Source organism: Serratia sp. BIGb0163 (assembly GCF_024809935.1).
Classification (GTDB): domain Bacteria; phylum Pseudomonadota; class Gammaproteobacteria; order Enterobacterales; family Enterobacteriaceae; genus Serratia; species Serratia quinivorans.
Map to the genome: position 1 here is coordinate 404,923 of NZ_JANUDZ010000003.1, position 22,640 is coordinate 427,562.

Consider the following 22,640-nt stretch of genomic DNA (forward strand, 5'->3'; position numbering starts at 1 on the left):
AGTGAAGTGGTCAACAAAAACTGGCCACAGCTTTAGAGTTTTTCCAGTATCGATTTTCCGATTCGTTGGGGGATAAATCCAGGCATCTGGGGCAGTGAACTACTGGCATGTTGCGTCATCCAGCTTGTTCCTCCTTGTTAATATTTGTCCGACGGCGCCAGGCCTGATTGCTTAATAAATTAGCGATATGAAATTATTTGAATTATTTGGGCATCAAATGTCTTGATTTGATTTTCTTGCTTACATAAAAGCCTTTTGTCGGAGAAAAAATCGTTGAGAGCCTGTCTTACCTCTGGGATCGACGGCGGATAAATCTCTGCCTGCTGGCGTTAGCCATCGCGCAGGGAACCGTGAACGCCCGCTTTTGTCAGCTCCCTATAACAAAAAAGGAGAAGCTAATGATTTTCAACCGTCATCTGGGCCTCGTTACCACCACGCTTCTTAGCGCATTATGCGCACATAGCGTCTACGCGCAGCCAGCACCTACCACCCCTACACCGGGGTTTAATACCTACATTCCACAGGATGTCCTGACCCCGAGCACTATCCCTACCCGGATCGGCACGCTCAGCTTTGTCGACGGCGTACCGACGCAGGACACGGCCAACCTGGCGTTCGACAACCTTGATTTCCTGCGCGGTGTGGAAGTGTTTCTCAGCCTGATGCCGGCGGCAAGTATTGAAGCGATACGCAGGGGCAACGTCGCGCTTGGGGCAACCAAGAGTAACCAAGCCACTATCTACGATCAACTGGCCGATTCCAATCCGCTGCTGCTGACTGCCAATACCGATACGGTCTACGCCTTTGCCATGCTTGATCTGGAAACCGACGGTCCGACCGTGGTCGAGGTACCACCAGGTAGCGGGCCGGGAACGGTTAATGACGCATTCTTCCGCTTTGTTGTCGACATGGGTGTGCCTGGCCCAGATCGTGGCAAAGGGGGGAAGTACCTGATTGTGCCGACAGATTACAAGGGTAAGTTACCCAAGGATGTGAAACATGGGGGCGAATACTTCATTGCGCGTTCGCCATCCTACGTAAATATTGTGGTGCTGCGTGGATTTTTGGTGGGCGGCAAACCGGATGCAGCTTCAAAGATGTTCCGTGACGGTTTAAAAGTCTATTCGCTGAGTAAGGCGCACAATCCTCCGAAGATGGAGTTTATCAATTCCTCTCGGCAGGCATTTAACACAGTACACGCCAACAACTTCGAATTCTACAAGGAACTCGACCACGTCATCCAGAAAGAACCCATCGGTTTTATCGATCCCGAATTACGCGGGTTGGCCGCCTCAATTGGTATTCGCAAGGGCAAGGCATTTTCACCAGACGAGCGGATGACGACCATTCTCACCCATGCGGTCGCTGCCGGTAACGCCACTGCCAGAGCCATCAGTTTCCGTAGTCGCGATCCTCGTTCCCTGCTGTATCCCGGTAGTCAGTGGCGGGCTGGCTTTATCGGTGGCGATTATCGCTGGCTCGGTGGTGACGGTCTTGCAGGCCGCGACCTCGATGCACGTACCAGCTTCTTCTACATGGCCACCGTCAATACGCCAGCAATGGCGGCGAAACTGGTTGGCAAAGGATCGCAGTATGCCATTTCCAGTGCCGACTCGACCGGCGAGCCTTTCGACGGTGCGAAGAACTACCGGTTGAACATTCCCAAGAATGTGCCAGCCAAGGACTTTTGGTCGGTGGTGATCTATGACCCGCAGACCCGCTCCGAGCTTCAGACCTCACAACCGTTCCCGAGCAAGAATAACAAGCGTGACAAGCTGATCGCCAATGCTGACGGATCGGTCGATCTGTACTTCGGGCCTAAACCGCCGAAAGGTCTGGAGGCTAACTGGACGCAGACGGTGCCGGGTAAAGGCTGGTTTACCATCTTCAGGCTGTACGGCCCGCTTGATGCCTGGTTCGACAAGACGTGGAAACCGGGTGAGATAGCAGAAGTTAAGTAACCGCCCTGTTTTCTGGAGAAAAATAACCAATGATCATCTCAGCATTAAAGAAAAAACCAGAGTGTCGTGCGGTTCTACTGGCGGCGATGATCGTGTGTGGTGTGGCAAGTGCCCAGGCTGCCGACGATCAGGGCGGTATCGCATTGGGTGGAACACGGTTGGTCTTTGCAGGCGGCAAAGATGCGGCCTCCATGACGGTGACAAACTCCTCGCCGGCAGATGTCTGGCTGATGCGTTTCTGGGTTTCCCCGTATGGGGACAGTGAAGATAAATCTGGGCAAGGGAGTAGCGAGCAGACGATGCCGTTTGCCGTTACGCCCCCGCTTTATCGCCTTGATCCACAGAATGCGGTTCAACTGCGTGTGAATAAGCTGGTCGAGAACCTGCCAGCGGACCGCGAGTCGGTGTATTACCTGAACAACCTGGCGATCCCGCCGAAAAAGGGTGAGAAAAACTACCAGAAGGCGGTTCAGAGCGGGCTGCAGTTTGCGGTGAACACCCGCATCAAGCTGTTCTACCGCCCGGCGGCGATTGACGATCCTGTTGCGGTGAAACAGGCACCTGAAAAACTGACGGTTACGTCGTCCGGCAAGGACGTTGTGGTGAAAAACCCGACGCCGTATTTTGTGACGATGACGCAATTAACCCTGAACGGCAAGCCTGCGCAGGCACCCAAGGACACCATGGTGGCGCCGTTTGGTGAACTCCGGCTCGCGTCCTCTGTGCCGCACGGTACCTTCAGCTACACCACCGTGGACGATCGTGGCATGACGACAGCGAAACTCAACAAAACGTTTTGAGCCAATACCAGCGGGAAGGACGTTGAAAAATAGCTAGCCATCAAGAGGTTGCCATGAAAAGGCTGCCGCGGGCGACATTTGGATTTGCCTTCAGGGAGTTGCCTGCCTGTTTTTTGGGGGGGGTGCTTATCACCACCGTGCAGCCGGAAAGCTTTGCCTCTGAGGTCACAGGAATGCCGGGAGTAGATATTGCCGCAGCGGTTCAGGGTAAGACGGGCGAAGATCAGGCGCTGAGTTTTGACAGTGACTTCCTGTATATGGGGGCAAACAAACGGGGAGAACATGTTGATCTGGCGTATTTTGCCCATAAAGGTGGGTTGCAGCCGGGCCGCTATGCCGTTCAGGTCACAGTAAACGGCAAGGTGGTTGATGAGGGGAGGATGGTGAATTTCCGCTCATGGTCAGAACAGCCTGGGAAGTTATATGCCTGCGTCAACGCGCAACAGATGGCGCAGTGGTGGGGCATTATTGCCGTCCGGCAGGACGTAAAGGCAGATAAGCTTGAGGGGGAAAACCGCGGTTGTCCGGAGGGGGGGGTGGCAGCCATGGTGCCTTTGGCGAAAGAGCAGTTTGATTTTAATAAGCAACTATTAGTTCTGACGGTACCGCAGGCCTCTCTGGGAGCGGCATCGCGACTGAGAACTGCCCCACAAATGTGGGACCAGGGCATGGCGGCCCTGCTGATGAATTACAACTACAGTGGCAGCCAGCAGCAAAGCGGCGGCAGGACAACCGGCAGCGATTACCTGGGGGTAAACGGGCAGATGAATCTGCTGGGCTGGCGTATTCGCAATGACCTGACTGTACACAAGAGCCAGGGGGAAAACACTCAATGGAATGCCACCCAAACCTATGCACAGCACGATTTTGCAACCTGGGGCGGTGGGCAATTTACCGTGGGAAATACGACCTCTTCTGGCAGCAGCGTGGGATCGGTGCAGTTTACCGGCGTAAAGCTGGATTCCGATGACGCAATGCTGGATCCGAAGTTTACCACTTACAGCCCGGCCATTACCGGTATTGCCAACTCGCCGTCCACGATCACGGTACGCCAGTATGGCAAGGTGGTTTACCAGCAGAATGTGCCGCAGGGACCATTCTCTCTGACAGACTTTAATCGCAGCGGTAATGGTGATGTGGAGGTGGAAATACGTGAAGCAGACGGCAGAACCCGGCATTTCACCATGGCACAAGCTCAAAGTGGTGCCCTATTGCGGCTGGGGGGCCTGACTTGGAGCACCTCGGCGGGTAAAACCACTAACGGTGCCGGGTATGCCGACGACAAATTTGTGCAGGTGGGTGTGTCCTGGGGGGCGTGGGCCAACACCACGTTGAACGGGGGGGCGCTGCTCTCGCGGAACTATCAGGCGCTGGCCGCCGGAGCTAGCGTGTATGCCGGTGTATGGGGGGCGGTGAGTTACGCCCTTAATGCTTCACGGGCCGAACTGTCTGTGGTACCAGGCGAACAGGGGGCGCCGACCGGTGTCTTGCATGCGGTGAGTTGGTCGCGCAGTTTTGGCAATACCTCGGTGGGGGCGTCATGGCGCCACAGCCAAACGAGAGATTTTTACAGCTATGCAGAGTTGTTGACGATGAAACCCAGGCAGGAAGGGGCTGAGTACAGACAGATCAATGGCACGCACGATAGCTACAGTGTGTCGTTGTCCCAATCCATGGGCGTCTGGGGCAGCCTTTCTCTGAGTGGCGCACGCTCCACCACCTGGGGAAGTTCTGCTGTACAAAACAATCTGTCGCTCAGCTACAACACCACGGTGAAAGATATTGGCATCGGCATGTCTCTGGGGGTCAGTACCTATAACGGCAGCGACAGTCGGTACGGTGATGATGACAGCGGTAAGGGTTCCGGTGGAGCAGGCTACTCCCGTGGTGATGAAAACCGTACGGACAGAACCGTCGGCATGAACGTTTCATTGCCGCTGGGCAAATGGTTGAGTGCCCGCAGCGTAAACGGGACGTATTCGTTTACCCGCAATAACGGTGAAGTAAGCCAACAGGTGGGCATCAACGGGTCGGCACTCAATGGGGCACTTTCGTATGCAGCTTCACAGGGACTGGTTGGAAACCAAACGGGCAACACCAGCCTGGGGTATAGCGGGCGCTATGGAGCGATAAACGGTGGCTACAACTATGGTGCTGACAATCACAGTGTTTCTTACGGGGCCAGTGGCGGGCTGGCTATTCACTCGCATGGCGTCACGCTGGGCAAACAGCTTGCACTGGGTGGGGGAAATGCGCTGGTGGAAGTGCCGGGTGTCGGTGGGCTGAATGTCAACAATGCGGTGACGGATTGGCGAGGGTATGCGCTGGTGAGCGGGTTGACGCCGTATGACATGAATCGGATTAACGTGGACATGGCAAACCTGCCTGGCAACGTGGAGCTGGATACGTCGAGTAAGAACGTGGTGCCTACCCGCGGTGCACTGGTCGCCGTGCCGTTCTGCAGCAATAAAGGCTATCGCCTATTGCTGAATTTGCAACGGGGTAAGGGGGAAGTCCCGTTTGGGTCAACGGTGGCCCTGATGCAGGACGTTGACGCCACACTTCCTGTGAGCGGGATTGTGGGCGAGGCCGGGCTGGTTTATCTCTACGGTATGCCGCAAAAAGGCACGGTGACCGTGAACTGGGGAGATGGCAAGGATGAACGGTGTACGGCCAACTATGTCTTGCCGGATAGCGCCGACCAGCAAAAGCTGGCTGCGGTGTCGGGGGCATGTCACTGATGGTGGCTCAAGGAGTCGGTGGATGAGCGCAACAATCAGCAGCAACCGGCAGCTCGGCGTGTATGGCATCACGCTGTTGCTGATAGCCTTACCGGTGTATGCCGACACGATAGCTCCCTATATGAGCACGCCGGTTGCGGTAACCTTCGGTGTTCGCTCATTGACGCCGGATACGCCAGTGGACACACAGGTAGCATTTGTGTCTCAACGGGCGCGATTGCCTGACGTGCAGTGCGAAGTCTGTACTGGCGATGATAGCTGGACGAGGATGTGGCGACTGTCACAGATGCATCCTGACCGGGACAACACCCGGGCAGAACAGGGTTGGTATGTGTTCCGCAGCGGCGTGAAAGGCATTGGCATCGGGATACAAATCGACCCCCAAGAGCAGCGGGAAAAGCAGGGTAGTGGTATGCGGCTGCCTGAGGAAGGCGAACTGACCGTAGGGCTGGTGCGTGTAGGGAGGGATACCGGGGCTGGTCTGGCGGATTTACCGGCGGCGGAGTTTATCCGTACCACGACTTTCACTGCACCGGATGGCCAGGTGAAATACCGTCAGCAAGATACCGTCCGGGTTTCGGCGGATCTGCGTGTGCCAACCTGCACGACCTCGGCGGCAAGCTTGAATTTTCGGCTACCTGAAATCAGCCAGGTATGGCTGAAACGCAATGTAGAGCCGGGGAGCTATACGGATTCGCAGGCGTCTTTGCCGCAGTTGGTGGTGGCAAACTGCTCGGAGAACACCCGGCATCTGCGTATCCGGTTCTTGCCGGTTGGTAGCGTGACGGACTCGCTGGCGGGGCCAGCCACCATCCTGACGGCACGTGATGAGTACGGGCAAGAGACCGGCAGCGGTTTTTTGCTGAAATATGACGCCCGCGCCTTCGGGCGGACCCAGCAGGGCGTAGTGCACTGGGACCGCAATCTGCCGTTGGAGCTGGAAAACCCGCAACCGGCAGACAGCGGTAATGAATTAACGCAGGGGATCGCGGTGGCGCTACAGGCGTTCTATGCCCGCCCCATGAATGAACAGACGATTACAGCGGGCAAAATCACGGCAAAAGGGTTGTACCAGATATCCTATGACTGAACCCGACGGCAGGAGGGCAATGTGATGCAGGACGTCAAGTACAGGCTGGGGGGGATTTTTCCGGGATTGCTGCTGGGCACAGTACTGATCGGCTATCTGGTACCAGGTGTGGCAAGGGCTGGAGCGGAGACCTACCTTGCTGCGCAGGACATTACCCTTTATGGCACCGTGACAGCGCCGTCCTGCACGGTAAAGCTGGAAAATAGCCAGATGTCTTTTTCGCGCAGGAAAGGTGCGCCAGCAATACAAACGCTGCAACTGAACCTGAGCCAGTGTGAGGCCGACGGTATCGGGGTGATGTTTAAGGCCGAGCACTGGCCGGATAATCCGGTGAGAGGGACATTACTGGAAAAGCAGTCACGCGATCGCAATCGTCAATGGTATTACACCATCGGCCCAGCGGATGACGAAACGAAAACACCCTGGCCTTTGAGGCTGGCAGCGGATTCACCGGCCACCGAAGTGGATAAACTGCAGGTTGATAATGGCAGTGAGCGCTATTTCAGTCTGGCACAGGTGAATTATTGGTATGACCTGAAACAGCCGCTGCAAGATAATGAGGTGCTGGTTATCCCGTTTAATGTTCGGCTACATACGGACCTTACGCAGGAAAGTGATAAAAATCAGGAGCCCCTGGGCGCTAATTTTACGCTGCAGATTTCCTGGCGCTAAATGATATCGCCAATGGGGTGATATTTATTTTCGGCCACCGTTGGGGAATTTAAACCTATTGGCGGTTGAGTTAATTTAATGCATTTAAATACCAGGGGAACGAATTATCGGCACGCTCTCGGTATCAACCAGTGCTAAGGCAGTAGCCAATTCCTCATAAACATCAGGAGGTGGGCACGGCAAAGAGTAATAAATCAGTCAGCCATAAAAAAACCGACAACGGTATTAACGTTCAGCTGTATTGTGATTAATCACCAATCAGGAATTTAACTATGAAAAAATATAATACATCATCATTGCGAGTTTCACTGCTGAGCGTCAGTAGCCTCTGTATTATGTTGGCAGGGTCAAACGTAGCGCTGGCGGGAAATAACAGTGCCGACATTACTGCTTCGGTAAGCGTCGTGTCGACCGATATCTGCGGTTTCCAGGTATCTCCGGCTGATAAATCCATGCAGATGACCTGGACGCGTGAGACTAATGGGCAGGGGAAGGTTGAGCTGAAGAGTTCTGGTGAGCCTGTGTACATTACCGTAAGGGCTGAAGGGGGAGGGAATTGCAACCTCAATAGCATAAAGCTCAAAACCGTGGTGGGGCCGGATATGATCCCGACAATAACTGATGATGGCATCACCGTTTTCAGAGTTAGGACGGGGGCGATGGGGGCTTTCTGGCGTATGTTACCCCTCCTGGCGGATGCGAAATTCTATACCGATGATGCAACGCATACCCAAGGCCAAGGAACAATTACCTGGGACGGTCCGAAGTCAGGTGAGAGTGATGCTGTAACATTTGGCACTGCGCCTAAGAATCACGCCTCCGATATAGGTGATGGGTCGGCAGTGGGGCTAGGGGGATATATGTTCATGACGGATGAATACGTGGAGGATGGCGGTGCATTACTGGTTGATCAAGCTGGCAATGAAGGGACTTTTTCCTCTGGCGCGTCAGCAGAAACATACAAATCGGCAAAACTTGGTTTTGGTGCCCTGATTGCCACAAACCCCGAGAGTGTCGATGGGGGGCCTAATCCTCTGCTCGCCTCCGGCGGGGATCAGTTCACGTTTACATGGACAATTTATATCGATCAAGCCTAACCGAAGTAGGTATCATCCTTGGCGTGTCGCTACGTTGGGGATGATCGTCATTTGCAAGCCATGCACAATTTGAAACAGTGAATCTGAAGCCAGAATTGAAACGTACCAAACGTACGGATGTCGTTAGGGGGGCAGTGGCCATCTGCTCCATGGCTTCCAGTGGCACATGTAACATCCATGATTCATTCTGTGTAACCAGCTTGAACCGGTGCAATTTGCCGACCATGAAGCTGTCTTCGTTTTTCCTGTCCCCGGGGACGGCGATGTCAATCAGGCGCGACTGTACTCACAATCACTGTGCCAGCGACCATCCCGTAGATCCCCCGGCGGGATCGCCAGGTTGAAATATGAGTTGGCCGCATTGAATTTCAACAGTTGGGCATGCTGCAACAAACGCTTTCTGAAGACGTCCTGCATTTTCGACAGCCAACCTCGTTGGCAGACGATATGTTCTGCAATTTCCCGCGACATGTGCACCATGCTATCTCCGTGATTGTTCCACTGGGCCCTGAGTAGGGTGAGCGGGGCGTGAGCTTTTATTGTAATCCATCCATGCCGGTGCGAGGAAAAAAACACCGGGATAGCATTCGCATCCTCAATTCTGCCGTGATTCTCCGATGCTTTTACTGCCCTGCCCACCAGATTGCCTGGTCTGCAAATGCATTTGACCGGGGTACTGGACGAATGAGTAAGTGATTGAAAAATCAGTCCACTGTTAACATTTAGAACCAAACTGACTACTCTTCTTTAACCTTCATTTCTACCCAAAAGCAGCCGGATGATTGATCGTTTTTGCCATCCACTCAGGCCCGTTGCGCAGGCCCTCTACTGCACTTCCCACCTCTTCATTCCTGGTCATCAGATCGCCACTGGGTTGTGGCTGAACCTTTGCACTTTTCAGCATGTGTATGCTCCATACTGACATGAGTGGTTGATTATTTCGTGCAGGCAATATCCCAACGACTTTTTATCTATCAAAGCGCTAATTTGTATATTTTTGTACCAGTGAATAACGGGAGTTGTCAAAATGGTTCTAATTGACTACTCGCAAAAACGTGTTTGCAGAGCACTGCAAGGCGGGAAACTGATGAGGCGACTCCATGTAGCGGATGCGCCAGGAGAAGAAGCGTGAGAAAAGCATTAAATACACTGGTGGTGGGGGCGATGTGTGTCGGAGGCATCGGTGCGCAGGCCGCGGAGCAGGATGTTAAAGCGGCCACTCAATCGTTTTCCGTCAAACTCGGCGCAACCCGGGTGATTTATGACCCGGGCTCTGCAGGGAGTTCGCTGGAAGTGGCCAACCCCCAGGATTACCCCATTCTGGTCCAGTCCAAGGTCACGGGGGATGACAAGAAGACGGCAGCGAACTTCATTGTGACGCCCCCGGTGTTTCGTCTGGATGGCGGGCAGCAGAGTCGCCTGCGTATTGTGAGGGTGGCCGGGGAATACCCGAAGGATAGGGAATCGCTTAACTGGTTGTGTGTAACCGGTGTGCCGCCTAAAGCGGACGATGAGTGGGCGCAAGGCGAGGCCAGTAAAAGCAAGAGCGTGTCCCTCAATATTCAGATGAGCATCAGCAGCTGCATCAAGCTTTTGGTGCGCCCTTCCTCGATCAGTGGGGGACCGGAAAAAGCCGGTGCGTCGCTCACTTGGGTTCAGAAAGGGGGCAAGCTGGAGGTGAGTAATCCATCGCCTTATTACATGAGTCTGACGGAAGTGAAAGTCGGTAATGAGAAAGTGGCGTCAGATTACGTTCCTCCGTTTGGCAAGACGATGTTGGCCGCGCCTGGCGCGAAACCCGGTGAGAGCGCGCAGTGGAAGGTGATCACTGACTACGGTGGGACGAGTCAGGCATTTCAGGCAAAAATCCAGTAAGGGTGGTGTTGGGTGGTGTATTACAGGTCAAGGGGTAGGCAATGAAATACACCCGTCTTGCACTGGCAATGGGGCTGGTATGTTTGTCAGGCCGAACGTCTGCAAAGGAATGGACTTTCGATGAAGGTGTCCTGGGCGGGGCGGTGGATGTCTCGGTCTTTAACGCCGGTGGGCAACTGCCTGGGACCTATCAGGTCGATATTTTGCTCAACGGTGAGCGTGTGGACAGTCGGGAGGTCACGTTCAGCACGGTGACTGATGCGCAGGGGCACGCGCATCTGCAGCCCTGCCTTTCGGTCGAGCAGTTGTCGCGGTACAGGGTGAAAACAGATGAGTACCCAGACCTGGTCAAGGGCGAGGGTGCCGCAGGCGAGAATGTTGCGCAGGCTGCGGCCAAAACCGGGCAATGCGTCCGTCTTGACGTTATTCCGCAGGCAACGGCAGATTATAACTTCAATGAACAGCAGCTGTTGCTGAGTATTCCGCAGGCGGCACTTCGTCCCGAGCTCCGAGGGATAGCTCCCAGAGAACTCTGGGATGACGGGGTACCGGCGTTATTGTTGAATTACAATGCCAACACCAGCAAGACCAGTTTCGCTGGGGGGGATGAACAAAGCAGTTATGTACAGCTTAATCCGGGGGCCAATCTGGGCGCCTGGCGCCTGCGCAACCAGACCAACTGGCAGCGTCAGAGTGACGGGCCCGGCAAATGGCAGACCCTGATGACCTACGCTGAACGTGGGTTGTACGAGAATAAAAGCAGGATAACGGTGGGGGAACGTTTTACCCCGTCGGACATTTTTGACAGCGTGCCCTTTCGTGGGGTGATGCTGGGCACGGACAGCAGCATGGTGCCGTATTACCAGCGCGAGTTTGCGCCGGTGGTGCGTGGCATAGCCCGTACGCAAGCCCGGGTAGAGGTGAAACAAAATGGCTTCACGGTCTACAGCGCTTCCGTGGCTCCCGGTCCTTTTGCACTGACGGATTTAAGTGTCCCGGGCAGCGGGGGAGACTTGGAGGTGACGGTCAGGGAATCTGACGGGCAACAGCAGGTCTTTACTGTCCCCTACCAGACGCCGGCTATCGCCCTGCGGGAAGGGTACCTGGATTACAACGTTATGGTGGGGCAGTACCGTTCGGCGCAGCCTGGCACGGACAACGTGCCGGTGGGGCAGTTTACTGTAATGTACGGCCTGCCGTGGAACCTGACGGCTTATGGCGGTGTGCAGGAAGCCGAACATTTTAGTGCTGTGGCCCTGGGGATGGGGATGTCTCTGGGGGATTGGGGAAGTCTGTCGCTGGACGCGATTGAGTCACGGGGGACCCGACGCAGGGAGCAGAGGGAACAAGGCGGGACGTGGCGCGTGCGTTACTCGAAAGAGTTTGACAGCACCAACACGACCTTCACGCTGGCCAGTTATCAGTACGCCTCGTCCGGATACTACAGCTTGTCAGACGTGCTCGACAGCTACGGCAATGATGCTTTTTCGGATCCGCAGTCAGGGTATTACGGTGATGACCGCCGTAAATCCACCACTTCTTTGACGGTGAATCAGTCCGTCGGGGCGGCGGGCTCGCTGAGCATGAGTGGGCGCCGGGAAGATTACTGGAACCGGCCCGGTCATGAAGAAACGTTTTCATTGGGCTATTCCCTGGGCTTTAAGCAGGTGACGGCGTCGCTGAACTGGTCCAGAAACAAACACATCAGCGGTAACGGGGACAGCGGAATGGACAACCTGACCACCTTGTCCTTGAGCTTCCCGTTGGACCAATGGCTGGGGGGGAATACCTATGCCAGTTATCAGTATACCGCCCCGTCGAACAGTACGGGCACACAGGATTTGCAGCTCAGTGGTCAGGGGTTCGATCGCCAGCTTAACTGGAACCTGTCGCAGTCGTATCAGGCGGGTGAAGAGAACCGCAGCAGTGATAGCAGTGCGGTCAATCTGAACTGGCAGGGGCAGTACGGGGTGCTGGGGGGGGGCTATCGTTACAGCCCGGATACGCGACAGGTGAGTGGAAGTATTTCCGGGGGAATGGTGGCCTATGCGCACGGGATAACCTTTGGGCAACCCCTCAGCGACACGGTCGGTGTGATTGAAGCGCCAGGGGCTTCCGGTGTGACGGTCAGCAACTGGCCGGGGGTGAAGACGGATTTTCGGGGCTACACCCTGATGTCCGGGCTTTCAGCCTATCAGGAGAACACCCTGAGCCTGGACCCGACATCACTGACAGGGGACGCGGACATTGAGCAGACCAGTGTCAGGGTCATTCCGACTGAGGGGGCGGTTATTCCCGCCCAGTTCCGGACCCGGGTTGGGGCGCGCGGGCTGATGACGTTGAGCAGAAAAGACGGCAGTGTCATCCCGCTTGGTGCCGTGGTTTCGGTCAATAAATTGACCGCCGGCATCATGGGGGATAATGGGCAGGTCTATTTAACCGGGTTGCCCGATAAGGGCACACTGCTTGTGAAGTGGGGCGGGAAGCAGTGTCAGGTGAGCTATACCTTGCCTGCGGAGAAGGGGCCGGCGGGACTCTATGTCATGAAAGGAGTGTGTGAATGACAGGCGGAACAAGGTGTCCGGGGGGGCGTCTCAGGCGGGGAAAAACAGCACGTTGCACCGGGATGATGATGCTGATGTGTCTGTGGTTCGCGGGGGCGACGGCGGCTCTGGCGGCTGACGGCCCGCAGATGGTACTGAAGATGCGCCCTCAGAAAAACGGGGTTATCAGCAAGGATACGGTCCTGGGGGAGGGGTATGTGGTGTATCACAACCCGCACACGGGATTTCAGGTCTGGAGTGATGCGGTGAAAACCACCGACCAGCCACACCGCTACGCACTGGAAGGCAAGAATGGCAGCCACAACAAAATTCGTATCAGGCTCGGTGGCCAGGACTGGCAGCGGGATCAGGAAAACGGCAAAGGCATTCTGTTGATGAGCGGGGATGATGTGGTGAAGTTCACCCTCTACAGCGACGGTGAGCAGACTGCGATACCCGACGAGTATCCGGTGCAGATACACGGCGTGGTGTTGCTACCCTAAATCTCATTCTGTGCAGAAATAATAACATTCAAAGGAGAAGGCAATGAACGCGAGAGTGGTAACGAAGAATCAAAGGAAAACCGGTACGTTGCTCACGTACCTGATTGCAGGTGTCGGCATCCTGTCGTCTGTACCCGCTTTGGCCGCGGGGGCAATTTATGATGCCACGGTCAGCCCGCTCACGATAACGGCGGTAAATGCTACGAAATGTACAGCTACGCTCTTGCCGACAAATGTGCATATCGATGCTGGCGGTCAAAGCTTAGATACCAGTGCCGGTACAGTCAAGGTTACCTGCGGGTCAGAAGCGAAAGTGGGGCTTGCGATTGCGACGAGCGCTGGCGGACCCTATGCTGATTCTGCGACGGGGACGCTAGGAACAGGGAAGGGGGTATTAACCATTACGGTATTGGGACCTTCGGGGACGACGACTGAGACTGTCAACTCGAGCAACAACCATTCGGCGGTTGGTAACATAACCAAAATGGTCACCGCTCCGGCGACATCAGGCGCCGCCACGTTCAGTCTGACACCAAGCACTACCAGTACTGGCGTCACTCAAGCAGGCACCTTTATCTATTCTCTGGTCAGTGCTGCCTGGGTGGGATAAGGAAACTGCACCCGAGAATAATCAATATATTGATTTTCTACAGTGTCGTTAAGGCTTAATTATCACATATTGGCGGAACGCTGTCCGTTATTCGTTTTATGCATGTGCTGTTGAAAAAGTATTAATTATTACTCTTTTCTCTAAGTGATTTTAAATTTGGTGCGGGGTTATATCGCCATCAGGGTGATGGATAATCGTATCTGAGAGTTGTGCGCCTGAAAGAAATATATATGAAATAACAGGAGGTGGGGATTTTAAAATAATAAACAGTACGTGACGTTTTACATTCAGTGTGTGCTTGCTTGAAAAACCAATAAGCAAACGTGGGAATATATTAATCAGGAGTCTATGTGTGAATAATAAATTAAAACTGACGCTCGGGACCTTGCCCGTGCTGTTGTCGATGGTGCTTACGTCTGCCCATGCTGGCAGTCTGGGAAGGTCGAATAGCGATACCCTTGACTTTACGCTCACGGAACCCTCGAAAGCAAATGTTTCGGTGACGCCTGAGTCAGGGTTGCTGTCTGGTGCAGCACTGGCTGACAACGCAAAGCTTGCAACGGCAGTCGCGTCTCTGGATGCAGGAGGTTCTGCAAGTGACCTTGGTGTGAAGTGGATAACCACATCCGAAGGAGGGGCTATTGATCCTAGCAATCCAGGAAAATATTCTCTGGTGAGCACGTCGAATAAGAATCAAAAGCTGCAGGTTAAACTTGCGACGAAACTAGATGGTACCCCGGCCGTTGCGAAAGCCAGTAAAACTGACACTTATGTCGGCACGATAGCTAGCGTTGAAATAGCGGACATGACGCTGTATGTGCTTGTAGATGGTCCGAATCAGACCCCACTTCCTGGCACGTACAGTGGTGTACTCCAGGCCGCAGCGTTTACCAACTAAGGATAATGACATGAAAAAACTAATGATTGCAGCGAGCTTACTGATGGTGACGGGCTCAGCTATGGCCGCCGAATCATGGCAGGATGGCAACAGTCAGCCAGTGGACGTAACATTCACGGCACCGGATACGGTGCATTTCTCCCGGGAAACCCACTCTTCTTTCAACAAGGATACCCCACTCCTGGCCTCTACGATGCTGGGTGCCGTGACGGCAAGCAAGGCAGGTGGTGATGGGGCGGGCATTCGTTTTCAATGGGATCAACCATTCACTGAGAAGGGAAAAGGGGACGTGACCAATTTTGTGAATCAATCCAATAAGAGCACCATCGCGGTGAAGCTAAAAGATACACAGGGGAATCCACTGCTCCCCGCAGAGGCGGATGCTGGCCCCAACTGGTATCTGGTTGATGGGGCAGCCGCGAAGTCAGACGTGACCGTGCAGTTTTACCCGGAAGCGGATGTTGGTACGAATGTGACGGCGGGTCTGTACACTGCGGGGATAAAGGCCGCAGTGTACTCTAACTAACGCTTAAACCAAAGAAAGTGGGGGGGAGGGTGATAAAATTATCACAACGGTGCAAGTGCTGTCTGAGCAGCGTTATTCTGATGACATGTCTGTGCAGTGAGTACGCCACAGCAGCAATTTATGAGGTCTCAGAGAACTCCCTCACGCTGACGACGACCCGAATAACCACGCTCAAGGTTGATTGGATTGCTGAAAAGGAAAAATTTACTACCGCAACGTTAACGACGCGCCTGAAATTGGGTGAGTTAAGGATTGAGGTGGGTGTCGAGGGCGAGTCGGTTGAAGGAAAAGATGTCGCGGTAAGACTATCAACAGATTATCAAGGTGCCGGACCGGGTCAGGGAACGATGGTAACCGAGGACGACGGGGCCGATGTGCAGCGACTGAATGTGACGCTGTTCGAGGGCAGCGGGGGAACCCCACTAACGTGTGATAACTCTCTCATGCTGTGCCCACTTTCCGGCGAGAAGCAGGAGATACATACGGTGAGTCTGTGGGCCGACAGTAGTCAGTCTGCCGCTGAGGGGCATTATCAGGCAATCATTGATGTGCTGATTTATACCTGACCGGGCTAGCCGCCCAGGCCTGGGGATATTGATAGTCTGAGAAGAATGCTCAGGAAATGAAAATACACACGGTGTCGAATGAAATAAATATGACAAACAGAATAAGTTCGGGCTGTAGTGTTTTTTATCAGCAGAACGGTAAAGCAATACCACAGAATAAAGAACCGCCCCGTATTTATTCGTGGTGTGATTGATTTTCGTTTATTTATCTAATTCCGGCGTGCTGGAACAAGACAACTGATGTGCAAAGGTATGCGTATGAAAAGGTATTTACACGGTTCCCTGCTGGTTATTACAGGCGTGGTCACCTGCCTGGTCAGTGGCTGTCAGATGCAAGGCCATTCAGCACGGGCTGAAGGGGTGACAAAACCGGCTGCAGCGTCGGGTCCTTACGTTCCGACGGTTCAGGTGGAAAACAAACGTGCTGTTACCGGAGCGTCACCGACCCCGGAAAGCAGTGATGCCATCCTCGCCTGTCAGCGTGACCTGGATTCCCTCAAACGGGTGAACGAAAAAGCCTGGACAGCCCGCAAGGCCGATTTTGATGCCCTGGTGTCCGGTGTGTCGGTCTATGGCAGTGTCAGGGAGAATGTCAACGGGAAGACGCGGGACACGCTCGACTCTCTATACCGGTACAAGACCAACCAGATTTGCGCACAGATTGAACGGGATGTACTGGAAGGGTTGATTAGTCGCGGGGAGAGTATCCGGTGAAATGGCCTCGATACGTATTGTTAACTGCCATGTGCACAGTGCTATCCGTTCAGGCAGGCACAGAGAAAGCCGCCTCCGGAGAGCAGGCATTGCAGTCCTTGTCCGATATTCTGGCTGGCGAAGGGGATGTGCCGGCACTGCTGGGCGTGGTGCCGATGACCCCCGACAGCAGGGTATCAGTGAAAGGCGACGTGAAATTGGCCCCTGCACCGGTCGTGCGCCCATTGGCGGCCAGCGGTGCCGACGGCAGTCAACTCATGGCCAGGCTGAAAGCGCAGCAGTTACACACCCAACAGTTGACGGCCACCATTGCGTCCCTGAATGCGCATCTCAAAACCATGGTGTCTGAGACAGAGTTGAACACGCAAAAACAAGCGCTTGAAGTAAACCAGAAACAGATGAAAGCGCTTCAGGTGCAGTTATCTGCTGCCATGAGTGCGCAGAAAGTACAAACCAACAAAGGTCCTGAGCTGACTGCCGCACTGAATAAGGCGCAGGCCGATCTGAATATGAGTCAGGAAACAATCGCGTCGCTGCGTGACCAGCTTGAGGCACAACATAAGGATAACAATCTGCTGATGGCCACGGTTCAGACGCAGACAGCAATGCTGGAATCTTCGCAGAAGGCGCTGTCTGACCAGAAGAAACCTGTCATCCCTGCAACCCATGATGATATTCGTGATTATGCTGTGGGCACGTCGCTGGGCTCGGATGTCCTTTCGTTACTGAAGGAGCGTGCGGGGGCTGGGGTGAATGTCAAACCCGAAATGGCACTGGCTGGCATCAAGGACATGTTTGCGGGAAAGCTAGCCCTGACGCAGGATGCCATTGATGGCGCGTTGAAAGAGTCTGCAAATGCTTTGGCTCGGCAAGGCGAAAAAGAGAGAAAGGCGCATGAGCAGTCCGGCCGTCAATACATGACGGCGTTTGCCGCCAAGGCTGGCGTTGTGAAAGACCCGTCCGGATTTTTGTACCGTATCGATTATGTCGGCGATGGAGACATTGTTGAGTCGGACACGGTGTCGGTGGTGGTGAAAGAGAGGCTGACGGATGGGACGGTCATCAAGGACATGGAAAGCAGCGGGAAATGGGTCTCCCAGCCGGTGAATGCGTTTCCGCCAGTCTTTCGCCGCGCCCTCCTGAAGATGAACAACCACGGCTCTGTCACTCTGGTGGTCCCCCCATCGCTGGCGTACGGCGACCAGGGCTATCCGCCGAAGGTGCCGCCGGGCGCCACGATGGTGTACAGCCTGCGCATTCGTGATGTGAATGGTCACTGACGCTCATCTGGCGCTGGGTGGGGAAGCTAACCTGACGCCAGGCCTTACGGATGAGCACTGGGAGCAAGCCAGAGCCAGGTTATGGCATACCCGGCGTAACGCGCCGGTGAATGCTGATATCTGGCACCTGCGTTTTCATTGGCAACAGGACAGTGAACGGATATCTGTTATGCGCGATACATGGACGACTTTCTGGTTTTGGCCCCCCCGCGCTGGCGGCTGCGTCAGTGTGTACGTCGGCTTAATTCGTATTTTGAGATGCATGCCGTCCTGTGTCATCCGGATAAAACCTTTATTAGTCGGGTCAGCCGTGGCTTTGACTGGCTGGGTGTGGACTTTAATGACCACGGGGCCACCGGAATATCAACACGTGCGAGAGATCACTATCATGAGCGATGTCAGCGGCTTTATGAGCAGGCTTTGCGCCGGGGAGAGGGGACTGATGCCGCCCGGACCAGAGTGCAGGACTACCGTAAACGATGGTCAGTGTGGGCCGAAGTCTTATTGAGAAAGGCGGGCTGTACTCTGCCTGATACTACAACCTGAAATTAACCAAGGTGCGATCATGTTACATAATTCCCTCTCGTGGGGCGGAAAAATCCTTCACCTTCTCTGCTTCACCCCGACCCCCCGCGACCGTGCCACCCGAGACCCGAGCGCTCGCTTCGTAACTGAAGTCTGTCTATGCAACCCCGTAGGTTACTTACAGCGACGGCTGCCCCCCCGTCAACGCACCGCCGCGGCCGCGATCCTAATGTGTATGAGTTGCTTGCCGACGACCGCGCAAGGCGCGTACGGAGGGGGCACGACCGTAAACGCAAACGTCACTGTCGGAGCAGCCGCGTCCTGCATTGGGTCCAACGTGGAATTCACGATAAGTGATGCGCAACACCCCGCACAGTGGAATAAAGTGGCAGCCCTGACCGTCACGTGCCCCGGCGCCTCCGCCGTGTTTGCAGGTCTTGTGGGCGGGGACGGGGACGTAGGAATAAGGACCGGTGGCACTGGGGACGGCGCAGTAGGCGCACCGATATGGGGTAAGGCCATCAACCCTAGTGGTAGCGGCGCCAGTCTCCATTTAGGTAACGACAATGCAGACTATGTACCCGTGGAGGCATCGTGGGGGTTAGGGCCTGCCGTGAAATGGCTACAAAAACGCGACGGGAGCACCGGGACGTTCGATGTCATGCTGTACGACTGGTTAAAAACCCCCCTCCTCACTGGTGTCTATCCCTACTCGCTGAAGGTCTATGGGTACTGGGAATAACAACGAACCCTACCTAATTGGCACAGTGAAAACCCATCGGGTCGGGACCCAGGAGAACTGGCACAAGCCGCGACTGGTCCATATCGATGACTGTAGAACCGGCCATAAAAGCGAGCTTGAGAGCAAAATACGACAATGAAGAAAACAATCGATTTATTAATCACCCGCACGGGTCGCGTGCGAGGGGGGGGCGGGCGTAGATGGGGGGCGACCGTCTATGTTGTGGCGGGACTACTCGCCGACCCGACCTACGCGATAGCTGGATACGGAGGGGGAGGCGAAGTGGACGCAAACCTCGTCGTAGGTGGGATGACCGCAACGCCAACCATCGAAGTATCCGGTAATAACGGTATGCATCCTGACACTGCGGCAGGGACCATCGTCTTCTCGCTGACCACGATGGATGGCGGGACGAGGCAGGGTGTCAGGGTCTCGTCTGTTTGCCCCGCGCAAAGTTGTGCCGTCCCTGCATCGTGGTCGGTCACGCTCTCTGCCCCCGGTGCCAGTACGACAGAAGATGGATTTACCTACGCCGAAACGGGCCCCACTACCTATAAAGCTCTTCTGGAAGCGCATGACCCCATTGCTCCCGGTAGCTATACAGTGAAAATCGAAACCCTATGGATTTACTAACAAAGAGAGTTGTTGCCTGGATGATTCTGTACGCGTGCAGCGTGCAGTACTGCCTGGCCGGTCACGGGGCCTCCACTTACAAAGACATTCCTGTGAATGTTACGAACGAGGGGATGTGTACCGTAACAGCACCGAGCGGCGGATTCACAATAACAGCGCCATTCCCTGCTCAGGCCGGAGGCTCGAACGAAATCGGGGTCTTTCATGTGGACTGTACCATTGATGGAGAAACCTATGCGGCCATCAGTAACAGTGCGTCGGGACCGTGGGATACGGCGGCAACTCTGACGGGGAACAGCAATAACATCCTTCAGGCTGTTATCGGTAATCGGCTGGGGGGGGGACAAAAAAATAACCCCTCAGTCATGTTATCTGCTGGAACGGTAAAGGCGATGATCGGCAGTAAAACGGGTGATTTCGATCTACAGCTTACCTACACTGGCACGAACCCCGACAGCTGGCTCCTGCAAGTGTTAGTCGGGCGATGGTCGGATTGATTATGGCCGCGAGCTGTACGGAGGTATAGAAGGTAAAAGGCGATACAGCATGAGAAGCACGCTGCTTGGTCACCGATTGCCCTTCGTGGTGTGCGCTACCTGGCGCAAAGACCCGTTATAAGGTGGCAGAAGATGCAGATGTCCCGTTCTTTCTGCTCCGAATCAATCGGTTTATTGATTATTATAAGCTATCACACCCCTGCTGAAAAAATGCGGCGACAATCTCCTGACGCAGATGTTTCTCTTTGCTTCGGAATCCGTGAGCCTTACGTCGGAATCTCGTGCTTTTCACTTTTAAAACAATGGGTACACTTTCTCCTGATTAGTAAGCGTTAAGCCACAGCCGCCTGTGATTCTGGTTCCGGGATCGTTAGCTTAGAGCTCCGTCTCATCAGAAGGAGCTGTATTCATGGTAAATACTGTTTACTGGCGAGCTGGATCCTACACGCCGTATCTCAATGACCTCAAATTTTACATCGTTGAACTAGCCCCTCAGCCTAACGTCAATGTTGCAAAGATCTCACGCGAAAACGGCGTTGCGCACAATCCCCTCTTTAAGTGAAGTGGCTGCGTCTGTGGCAAAGCGAGGGGCACATATCACGCCGTCTTCGGGCTACCATCACGACACCTTCACACCCGGCCCTGTTGCGGAAAAATAACCCTGGAAAATCCCTCGGCAGCGCTGCTTGCTGTACTACTGCGTGAACTTATCGGGAGAAATCCAGGATGATTCATTTTCCGATCTCCAGAGAGTCCGTACCCTGTGCGAATTGCACCCTGTTAGCCTGAACCTCAATTTGCATGGATTGCGAGCCGTTAACCTCATTTCAAAAAGTTGTCTGGCAATAGCCGGTACATCCTCGAAAGACGGGATAAGCGCGAGCGTTACCCGTGATCCGTGCAACAATCGTGTGAGCGCGTATTATCTTTTGAGAGTTGGCTGATTGCCAAACCAGGGGAAGGCCGTGTCAGGATGGCGCGGAGGCGTTGGCTTTATCTGTGCTTGAGCCTGATAAGGTTAACGTGAATAATGCCGCGGCTGCGCTGCAGCCTTAATAATACTTCTGGAGAACGAAAAAATTGACCAAACAACGTAAGTATCTGACGCAAGGCGAGGTCGAGCAGTTACTGATAGCCGCCGGGCAGGGCAGTATGCCAGAGCGGGACTATTGTCTGATTTACATGAGTTTTGTGCATGGTTTTCGGGTAAGCGAGGCGCGTTATTTAACGCTCTCCGACTTGGACATGAAGGAAGGATGTCTTTATATCCACCGCCTGAAACAGGGGTTCAGCACCACTCATCCCTTGCTCGCCCGAGAGATGAAAGCACTGCGGGCGTGGTTGAAGGTCAGAAAGACGATGAAAGGGGCAGACAGTGACTGGCTGTTTCTGTCACAGCGTGGCGGGCCGCTAAGCCGGCAGCGCATATATCGCTTGATCCAACAGTTGGGCGAAACGGCGGGGATCTCAATATGTTCGCATCCGCACATGTTGCGACATGCGTGTGGATTTGCTCTGGCGGACCGTGGCGTAGATACGCGGCTGATCCAGGACTATCTGGGGCACCGCAACATCAGGCATACCGTGCGTTACACGGCCAGTAATGCCGGAAGATTTGAAGGGGTGTGGCGGTCAAAAAGTAGACAAAAAAAATTACATTTAGGACCAAACTGTTATCTATATTAGAATAGTCTTAATTTTGCGCAATAAAAAAAACAAGAATTTTCTCATCAAATTATTTCCATTTGTAAAACATCAACATACATCACACTTTACCCCCCTCCCTTTTCTTGTTTATCAGTAAGTTAAAAAATCAACCTGTAACAGGCTCGCACCTGCTCTGTCAGTTTTTGTCAATCTTCCATTTTTACTTCGATATCGAAAGTGATAGCTGCCACATTCAAAGAAAATGACGGCAGTTATCACTGTCAATATTCATTTGTGTAGCGCAATTGTCCAGTCAAAGCAATAACGAGTCAAAATGGTCCTAAATGTAACCTTATTGGCTTGCACGGTACGATGATTTCACCGCGTATAAGGGCCGACTTCAGGGGCGGGCGCGATGCGCCCGGACTCATTCTTCGATGACGACAATCGCAAATCATTCAGGTGCTACACATGAAAAAGCAAAATGTAAAAATCACCCTGCTGGCCTCGCTGCTGACCGGCCTGCTCTCGCAGGGCGCCATGGCGGCGACGCCGGCGAGCGGCCAGGGTACCACCATCTACCTCAGCGCAGATGTCTCCAAAACGAGCTGTAGCGTCACCCCTATCGGCAGCGGTGGTGCGCCAGGTGGGGTGTCACTCCAGGATATGGGGTCGTTCAACAAAAGCGACCTCGTACTGAATGCGAAAACATGGTTCGGA

20 protein-coding genes are annotated in these 22,640 nt (G+C 54.2%); 18 read left to right on the forward strand and 2 right to left on the reverse strand.

Features of this window, described 5'->3' with window-relative positions:
- Positions 1-398: 398 nt before the first annotated feature.
- From M2406_RS14990 to M2406_RS15015, 6 genes are all read left to right on the forward strand, one after another.
- The gene (locus tag M2406_RS14990; protein WP_259190490.1) at positions 399-1,961 is read left to right on the forward strand and encodes a DUF1254 domain-containing protein; all 1,563 of its coding nucleotides are present in this window, start codon (positions 399-401) and stop codon (positions 1,959-1,961) included.
- Between the two features lie 29 nt (positions 1,962-1,990).
- Entirely contained in the window at positions 1,991-2,761 is a 771-nt protein-coding gene (locus M2406_RS14995) for a molecular chaperone (protein WP_259190491.1), read from the forward strand.
- Positions 2,762-2,814: 53 nt separating this feature from the next.
- The gene (locus M2406_RS15000) at positions 2,815-5,502 is read left to right on the forward strand and encodes a fimbria/pilus outer membrane usher protein (RefSeq protein WP_259190492.1); all 2,688 of its coding nucleotides are present in this window, start codon (positions 2,815-2,817) and stop codon (positions 5,500-5,502) included.
- A 22-nt stretch (positions 5,503-5,524) separates the two neighbouring features.
- Positions 5,525-6,592 (forward strand): hypothetical protein, encoded by a 1,068-nt coding sequence (locus M2406_RS15005; RefSeq protein WP_259190493.1) that lies wholly within the window; start codon positions 5,525-5,527, stop codon positions 6,590-6,592.
- A 21-nt stretch (positions 6,593-6,613) separates the two neighbouring features.
- A complete protein-coding gene (locus M2406_RS15010; protein ID WP_259190494.1) occupies positions 6,614-7,264 on the forward strand; it encodes a hypothetical protein in 651 nt (216 codons plus the stop codon).
- Positions 7,265-7,536: 272 nt separating this feature from the next.
- Positions 7,537-8,361, forward strand: a complete 825-nt coding sequence (locus tag M2406_RS15015) for a hypothetical protein (protein WP_259190495.1) — start codon at positions 7,537-7,539, stop codon at positions 8,359-8,361.
- A 270-nt stretch (positions 8,362-8,631) separates the two neighbouring features.
- On the opposite strand, the gene M2406_RS15020 is transcribed toward M2406_RS15015, so the two are convergent.
- Positions 8,632-8,841 (reverse strand): hypothetical protein, encoded by a 210-nt coding sequence (locus M2406_RS15020; RefSeq protein WP_259190496.1) that lies wholly within the window; start codon positions 8,839-8,841, stop codon positions 8,632-8,634.
- Between the two features lie 280 nt (positions 8,842-9,121).
- Entirely contained in the window at positions 9,122-9,265 is a 144-nt protein-coding gene (locus tag M2406_RS15025; protein WP_259190497.1) for a hypothetical protein, read from the reverse strand.
- A gap of 224 nt (positions 9,266-9,489) precedes the next feature.
- Here M2406_RS15025 and M2406_RS15030 point away from each other — a divergent pair, with 224 nt between their 5' ends.
- From M2406_RS15030 to M2406_RS15090, 12 genes are all read left to right on the forward strand, one after another.
- Positions 9,490-10,236 carry a fimbria/pilus periplasmic chaperone gene (locus M2406_RS15030; RefSeq protein WP_259190500.1) on the forward strand — a complete coding sequence of 249 codons (747 nt, stop codon included), beginning with the start codon at positions 9,490-9,492 and terminating at the stop codon, positions 10,234-10,236.
- Positions 10,237-10,277: 41 nt separating this feature from the next.
- Positions 10,278-12,800 (forward strand): fimbria/pilus outer membrane usher protein, encoded by a 2,523-nt coding sequence (locus M2406_RS15035; protein WP_259190501.1) that lies wholly within the window; start codon positions 10,278-10,280, stop codon positions 12,798-12,800.
- A 62-nt stretch (positions 12,801-12,862) separates the two neighbouring features.
- A complete protein-coding gene (gene afaD / locus M2406_RS15040) occupies positions 12,863-13,282 on the forward strand; it encodes an AfaD family invasin (protein WP_259190502.1) in 420 nt (139 codons plus the stop codon).
- Between the two features lie 43 nt (positions 13,283-13,325).
- Positions 13,326-13,892 carry a hypothetical protein gene (locus M2406_RS15045; RefSeq protein ID WP_259190503.1) on the forward strand — a complete coding sequence of 189 codons (567 nt, stop codon included), beginning with the start codon at positions 13,326-13,328 and terminating at the stop codon, positions 13,890-13,892.
- Between the two features lie 352 nt (positions 13,893-14,244).
- A complete protein-coding gene (locus tag M2406_RS15050; RefSeq protein WP_259190504.1) occupies positions 14,245-14,790 on the forward strand; it encodes a hypothetical protein in 546 nt (181 codons plus the stop codon).
- A 10-nt stretch (positions 14,791-14,800) separates the two neighbouring features.
- Entirely contained in the window at positions 14,801-15,316 is a 516-nt protein-coding gene (locus tag M2406_RS15055; protein ID WP_259190505.1) for a hypothetical protein, read from the forward strand.
- An 80-nt stretch (positions 15,317-15,396) separates the two neighbouring features.
- Positions 15,397-15,882 (forward strand): hypothetical protein, encoded by a 486-nt coding sequence (locus M2406_RS15060; protein ID WP_259190506.1) that lies wholly within the window; start codon positions 15,397-15,399, stop codon positions 15,880-15,882.
- 258 nt (positions 15,883-16,140) lie between these two features.
- Positions 16,141-16,596, forward strand: coding sequence for a hypothetical protein (locus M2406_RS15065; protein ID WP_259190508.1), 456 nt, complete (start codon positions 16,141-16,143; stop codon positions 16,594-16,596).
- A gap of 98 nt (positions 16,597-16,694) precedes the next feature.
- Complete coding sequence (locus M2406_RS15070) at positions 16,695-17,876, forward strand: FKBP-type peptidyl-prolyl cis-trans isomerase N-terminal domain-containing protein (RefSeq protein WP_259190509.1); 1,182 nt, start codon at positions 16,695-16,697, stop codon at positions 17,874-17,876.
- Between the two features lie 1,887 nt (positions 17,877-19,763).
- The gene (locus M2406_RS15075) at positions 19,764-20,273 is read left to right on the forward strand and encodes a hypothetical protein (protein ID WP_259190510.1); all 510 of its coding nucleotides are present in this window, start codon (positions 19,764-19,766) and stop codon (positions 20,271-20,273) included.
- A gap of 1,080 nt (positions 20,274-21,353) precedes the next feature.
- Positions 21,354-21,959: a tyrosine-type DNA invertase gene (locus tag M2406_RS15085; protein ID WP_259190511.1), complete on the forward strand. Its 606-nt coding sequence runs from the start codon at positions 21,354-21,356 to the stop codon at positions 21,957-21,959.
- 432 nt (positions 21,960-22,391) lie between these two features.
- A partial coding sequence (locus tag M2406_RS15090; protein ID WP_259190512.1) for a hypothetical protein occupies positions 22,392-22,640 on the forward strand: 249 nt, incomplete at its 3' end.

Bases quoted from the DNA above. Each gene is read 5' to 3' on its own strand.
- M2406_RS15065 (WP_259190508.1), top strand. From the start codon at position 16,141: ATGAAAAGGTATTTACACGGTTCCCTGCTGGTTATTACAGGCGTGGTC.
- M2406_RS15060 (WP_259190506.1), top strand. From the start codon at position 15,397: ATGACATGTCTGTGCAGTGAGTACGCCACAGCAGCAATTTATGAGGTC.
- M2406_RS15075 (WP_259190510.1), top strand. From the start codon at position 19,764: ATGGATTTACTAACAAAGAGAGTTGTTGCCTGGATGATTCTGTACGCG.
- M2406_RS15020 (WP_259190496.1), bottom strand. From the start codon at position 8,841: ATGGTGCACATGTCGCGGGAAATTGCAGAACATATCGTCTGCCAACGA.
- M2406_RS15000 (WP_259190492.1), top strand. From the start codon at position 2,815: ATGAAAAGGCTGCCGCGGGCGACATTTGGATTTGCCTTCAGGGAGTTG.
- M2406_RS14990 (WP_259190490.1), top strand. From the start codon at position 399: ATGATTTTCAACCGTCATCTGGGCCTCGTTACCACCACGCTTCTTAGC.
- M2406_RS14995 (WP_259190491.1), top strand. From the start codon at position 1,991: ATGATCATCTCAGCATTAAAGAAAAAACCAGAGTGTCGTGCGGTTCTA.
- M2406_RS15005 (WP_259190493.1), top strand. From the start codon at position 5,525: ATGAGCGCAACAATCAGCAGCAACCGGCAGCTCGGCGTGTATGGCATC.
- M2406_RS15035 (WP_259190501.1), top strand. From the start codon at position 10,278: ATGAAATACACCCGTCTTGCACTGGCAATGGGGCTGGTATGTTTGTCA.
- M2406_RS15045 (WP_259190503.1), top strand. From the start codon at position 13,326: ATGAACGCGAGAGTGGTAACGAAGAATCAAAGGAAAACCGGTACGTTG.
- M2406_RS15015 (WP_259190495.1), top strand. From the start codon at position 7,537: ATGAAAAAATATAATACATCATCATTGCGAGTTTCACTGCTGAGCGTC.
- M2406_RS15055 (WP_259190505.1), top strand. From the start codon at position 14,801: ATGAAAAAACTAATGATTGCAGCGAGCTTACTGATGGTGACGGGCTCA.
- afaD (WP_259190502.1), top strand. From the start codon at position 12,863: ATGATGATGCTGATGTGTCTGTGGTTCGCGGGGGCGACGGCGGCTCTG.
- M2406_RS15025 (WP_259190497.1), bottom strand. From the start codon at position 9,265: ATGCTGAAAAGTGCAAAGGTTCAGCCACAACCCAGTGGCGATCTGATG.